This window comes from Aeromonas simiae (assembly GCF_000820125.1).
GTDB lineage: Bacteria > Pseudomonadota > Gammaproteobacteria > Enterobacterales > Aeromonadaceae > Aeromonas > Aeromonas simiae.
In genome coordinates this window covers 1-5107 of sequence record NZ_CDBY01000014.1, presented here as the reverse complement: position 1 = coordinate 5107, position 5107 = coordinate 1, and the positions used below count along the sequence as shown (strand labels likewise).

General features: G+C 58.9%; 3 protein-coding genes and 1 pseudogene. 1 reads left to right on the top strand and 3 read right to left on the bottom strand.

Annotated features, from left to right (window positions below; all coding sequences use genetic code 11):
• Positions 1 to 18: 18 nt before the first annotated feature.
• Positions 19 to 180: pseudogene (locus BN1134_RS19080) on the top strand (nucleoside transporter C-terminal domain-containing protein); the annotation flags it as partial.
• A gap of 193 nt (positions 181 to 373) precedes the next feature.
• On the opposite strand, the gene BN1134_RS02415 reads toward BN1134_RS19080, so the two are convergent.
• The 3 genes from BN1134_RS02415 to tmaR form a co-directional block, all read right to left on the bottom strand.
• Positions 374 to 862 (bottom strand): methylated-DNA--[protein]-cysteine S-methyltransferase, encoded by a 489-nt coding sequence (locus BN1134_RS02415; protein WP_042045039.1) that lies wholly within the window; start codon positions 860 to 862, stop codon positions 374 to 376.
• Positions 863 to 901: 39 nt separating this feature from the next.
• On the bottom strand, positions 902 to 3988 hold the full coding sequence (locus tag BN1134_RS02410; RefSeq protein ID WP_042045038.1) for a transglycosylase domain-containing protein: 3087 nt from the start codon (positions 3986 to 3988) through the stop codon (positions 902 to 904).
• Between the two features lie 192 nt (positions 3989 to 4180).
• Entirely contained in the window at positions 4181 to 4498 is a 318-nt protein-coding gene (gene tmaR / locus BN1134_RS02405; protein ID WP_042045037.1) for a PTS system regulator TmaR, read from the bottom strand.
• Positions 4499 to 5107 lie beyond the last annotated feature (609 nt).

The following is a 5107-nucleotide window of genomic DNA, read 5'->3' as shown; positions in this document are numbered from 1 at the left end:
TTTCGATGCTGATTGACAGCCAATATCTCCTCCATGGCCATTCTGATCGGCGGCCTCGGCGCCATGGTGCCCGAACGCAAGGCCTTCATCGCCCGCTTTGGCATGCGCGCCATTTTGGCTGGGGTGCTCGCCAACCTGATGAGCGCCTGCCTCGCGGGCCTCTTCCTCACCCTTTCCTGACAAAGCACCTTGTCATTTCTGCCCGCCATCCGGCGGGCTTTTTTATGGCGATGAGAGATAAAAAAAGCGCCTCGAAGAGGCGCTGGGGAAAAAACAGATTGGAAGCGTCACATGGTGCCACCCAAACCGTTATCGGCCTTGAGTGCAAATCCACCTTACGCCCGCCTCTCTGAAGGTGATATGAGCCATTACTTCATCCCGCGTTCATCTTTGCAACGCGCCGCTCATGCTCAAGCAGCCACGCCTTGATCGGTAAACCGCCGGCATAGCCGGTCAATGCGCCCCCGCTGCCAATGACCCGGTGGCAGGGCACGATCACACTGAGGGGATTGCGTCCATTGGCCGCCCCCACGGCCCGCACCGCCTTCGGGTTACCGATGGCCTCGGCAATCTCGCGATAACTCACGGTCTGGCCATAGGGGATCTCGCGCAAGGTGGCCCATACCGCCATCTGAAACGGGGTGCCGCGCGCCGCGAGCGGCAGATCGAATCGGGTCAAGCGCCCGCTAAAATAGGCCTCGAACTGCTCCAGATAGGGGCGTAGTCCCCCGTCATCGCGCCGCCACTCTGGCAATATCGGCTGTGGGCTCTCTCCCTCACAAAACTCCACATGACGCAGGCCATCGTCATCGACGGCGACCAGCAGCGGGCCACGGGCAGTGGCGCAAAAGCTGTATAACATCGGGGCTCCAGCAGTAAGAAGGGGCCTTGCGGCCCCCGTTCAGTGAGTGAGTGGCACCCGACACTGGGTGTGTGTGCCGGGCTCCAGATAGGGGACCAATACCGGCGCCATGCCCTTGAGCACCTGCACCGGCAACGCCGAGGTAAAGCGGAACTTGTCTGAGGCGCTTCCCGGCACATAGGCCGTCAGGGTACCGAAGTGATCACTGCCCAGATAGAAGACAAAGGTTGCCGTCCGGTTGCGAGCCTGAGAGCTGATGACATTGCCATAGCGCCCCACGCTCTGGATCCGGTTATCCCCCGTCCCCGTCTTGCCCCCCATGACGACAGGCGAGCCATCGGCCAGCTTGAAGGCCCCTGAAATACGGCGCGCCGTGCCGGCCTCCACCACCTGAGAGAGAGCCCCACGCAATGCCGTGGCGACCTCGCTTGGCAACACCCGAATCCCGGCATCCCGCTTGGGCAGGAACTCGGTCTCAAACGGCGTGCCTTTGGCAAACTCGAGGCGATCGATGCGCAAGGTCGGCAACCTGACCCCATCGTTTACGATGATCCCGATCAGCTCCGCCAGTGCGGCCGGACGATCGCCAGAGCTACCCAGCGCGGTGGCCAGTGAAGGCACCAGATGATCGAAGGGATAACCCAGCCGCTGCCAACGCTGGTGAATATCGAGGAACGCCTCAACCTCCAGCATGGTGCGGATCCGACTGTCGCGGGCACTGCGATGACGGGTCTTGAAGAGCCAGCCGTAGACTTCCTGGCGCTCGTCCCTGCTCGCTTCCACCGCATCGCGGAAGGTCGCCTGCTCCGCAGACTTCAGGTAGCCGAGCAACCACAACTCGAGCGGGTGCACCCGGGCAATGTAACCCTGATCCGGCAGGGAGTACTTGCCGGGGCCGTAGGTGTCATAGAGCTGCTGGATCCGCCTTTCGGTCAACACATTGCGCAGCGCCTTGGGCAACCGCGTGTCGAGGAAGGCCCTGAACTCGTCCAGCCCGGCCTGGGGGAAGAGATAGCGGTGTACCGCCGCCAGACGCACCGCACTCGGCTTGAGGCCATCGAGGAAGGTATCCATCCGCTGCTCCGCGGTTTTGCCCTGATACTTGCGCCAGAAGCGCAGCAGGTAGGTCTGTCCTTCCTTGTCCGCGAAGCGCACCAGATACTCGGTGCGGCGCGGATCCCTGTCATCTTTCATCAGCTGGGCGCGGTTGCCCTCCTTGTAGAGGCTGTAGCGGGCGATGTCGCGCAGCAGCCGCACGAAAGGCAGGTTGATCGATTCGCGCAGCGAATCGCGTAGGGTCGGCATGCGGCCGTTATCTTCCTTGCGGAAGTTGTTGAAGGTGTGCATACCACCACCGGTGAAGAACCCCTCGTAAGGGCTGGCCGAATATTTGCGATCGAGCGCCGCCTCCAGCATGGGGGAGAGCCCGCGCTCCTTGCTGGTTCGCAGCCAACCGATGGCCCAGCGGCTCAGGTTATCCTGCGCCTCCAGCTCCATCTTGCGCAGAGACTCCGCCGGCATCTCGCCATAGCGATCGTGCAGTTCGGCGATGATCTCGAGATAGGTGGTCAGCACCCGCAACTTGGCGGTGGAGCCCAGCTCTAGCTTGCTCCCTTCATTGATGTCGAACGGTTGATCCGTGTTATCCGTTTGCACCCGCACCCGGAAACCATCGTCGGTGCGCTCGAACAGGGTGAAGCTGTAGCGCACATCACCGGTCTTCTCAGGCGAGAGCAGGCGCTCGCCAAACAACCCGACCTGCGCGGCAAAGGCGGGATCCGCCAACTGATGCAGGTAGGCGGTGACCTTATCCTGCAACTCGAAATTGAGGCTGGTATCGGCGGTGAGATCCATGCGGTCGAGATCGTAGAGCTGCACCCCGAGCTGACGGCTCAGACGCAAGCGCGCCACCTGCAATCCCTTGGTGTTGTTGACCCGGACCATGGCAGGGTCCACAGCAAACTGACGGAACTTAAGCTGAGCCTTGAGGGCGGCCTCCATCAGCGGGGGATCGATCATCCCCTCCTGCAGGAACAGGCGCAGGTAGCTGTCGGTCAATGTCGCCAGATCCTCACGCCCCTGAGCCAGATAATAAGAGGGGCGACGGTGCGCGATCATCAGCGACACAACCTGGCGTAAAGCCAGGCCACGCTCGGCCAGGCTGGCCTCAGAGTCAAGGGTCGGATCGAGTAACTGGTTCACTCGTTCGAAGTCGGCCCCAAACCAGACCCACAGACCATCGCCCAGCCCATGTACCTCGCCATAGCCAGGCGCCGCCGAAAGCGGCACCGAGTTGAGGTAGGCCCAGGCAACCAGCTTGCGAGCCTCCAGCGTTTCCGGGCCAAGACGGTAGGCTCGGATACTGGCGGAGATCATCTGCCGCAGCTTCTCCTTGGGAGAGAGGGTCAATCCATCCGGTGAGTGGCGATACTTCTCGACCTGGGTCGCCAACGTACTGCCGCCTGCGGACTGCTCCTGCACATCCAGCGCCTTACCCAGCTGCGAGACGGCCGCCTTCACGAAACGGGGCCAGTCCACCGCAGGATTAGCCAGTGGCTCCTTGTCACTCAGCAGCTCCCGGTTCTCGATAAACAGCAGCGACTGAACCACCAATTCGGGGATCGAATCGAATTTGGGATAGTGGTGGCTGGGGTAACGGAACTGGTAGACCGACTCGGCGCGGCAATCATGCAGCGTGAGGCCCGCCTGCACCTTCTCGGTATAGGGCACGAAGAAGCCGTGCTCCGCATAGTTCTGTAACTCATCGGAGAAGCGCACTTGTTGATGCACCTCGAAACCACGTTGCTGCAAGCGCTCCTGAATGCCAGGCAGAGCGACATAGCCCAGCCGCTTGTCGAAGGGGCCTTCGCTGGGAAACACGATATGGGAGCTGGAGCCAGGCTCAACCTGATAGGTCAGGTCAGAGGCATAGCGTGAGAACTCACGCGATTGCAGAGTCGAGGTCTTCATCTCGAACAGCAGCAATGCTACTGCGGCCCCGACGATGAGGAGAAAGAGAAGCCAAAACAGCCATTTAAACCAGGAAAAACGGCGTTTAGCCGGCTTAACCACGGAATTATCCTCAGGTGCCACTATGTTTGAATCCGTCTGTTTTGATGCGCCCATATGAAGCTCCATGATGGTTGCGCAACTTATAAGAATTGTTATCCATCAGCACGCATGCAGATAAGGATGCGTGTCTGAATTGATGGTAACAGGGGGCGGGGCAAAAAGGCAAAGCAGCCCTGGGGGGTTGCTGACTGGAACCATTCACACAGGAGATAAAAATGAAAAACCGGTCTGACGACCGGTTCGAATTTACTTCTGGGAGCTCATCGCTCTGATCTTGGTTGAGAGCTCACGACGCTCCTTGGAGAGCTCAGCATTTTTGATGATGTACTCGTCAACACGCTCATCATAGTCGGTGCGCATGTTGGCGATGATAGCCTGGATCTCTTCCACGCTCATGTTGGGTTTGATGTAGTCACTCAGGTTGTCGAGCAGCAGCACCCGCTTTTGGTTATCACGGATTTTCTTCTCGATATCCTGAATCTCACGCTTGAGCTTATTCTGGCGACGGGACATACGAACATATTCCAGTACATCGCTGAATGCAGATTTGTTTACTTGTTCCATAGCAATACCGCATGTTAAGTGTCAGAGAAATTGGCGAGGAGGCCTGCCAGCCTCGCAGACATGTCCTTACTTTACCGAGTTCAGGCTGCGAAACAAACCCCACACCGTCTGGAATGACCACAAATGCCGGCTTTTGTTGATCGCAGGCGGCAAAAACCGGTCGAACGTTGTCCCTATCCTATGTTCAAAAAACGACAAGAGAATGACCAGAGGCGCTTTTTCCTAACATGAAGGGAGCGCCGTTTAGAAAAACAGCCTATTCCTCCATGGCCAAGCGCGACAAAAAACTCTCTTTCTCGGAAGGTCACGCCAACGGGCCCGGCTTCGATTGCGATGGCGCATCCGGGTACCTGATATATTCGAGCACGCCGCTACCCCTCGCTCCAAACGAAAAAAGCCCAGTCGCTCGACTGGGCTGCTCTTGCGTGACGGGGTGACTGCCGCGCGAATGGCAGAGGGTGAAACACAGGGCTGAGGGGGTATCCGAAGGTAGAGATTATAGCGACCCTCTTCCGTCGTCCGGCGATTCAGCGATTCAGCGATTCAGCGATAAATGCCTCAATGCAAAAGCAAAAAGGCCTTCCCGTCTGGGAAGGCCTTCAATATTTA

Bases quoted from the DNA above. Each gene is read 5' to 3' on its own strand.
- tmaR (WP_042045037.1), bottom strand. From the start codon at position 4,498: ATGGAACAAGTAAACAAATCTGCATTCAGCGATGTACTGGAATATGTT.
- BN1134_RS02415 (WP_042045039.1), bottom strand. From the start codon at position 862: ATGTTATACAGCTTTTGCGCCACTGCCCGTGGCCCGCTGCTGGTCGCC.
- BN1134_RS02410 (WP_042045038.1), bottom strand. From the start codon at position 3,988: ATGGGCGCATCAAAACAGACGGATTCAAACATAGTGGCACCTGAGGAT.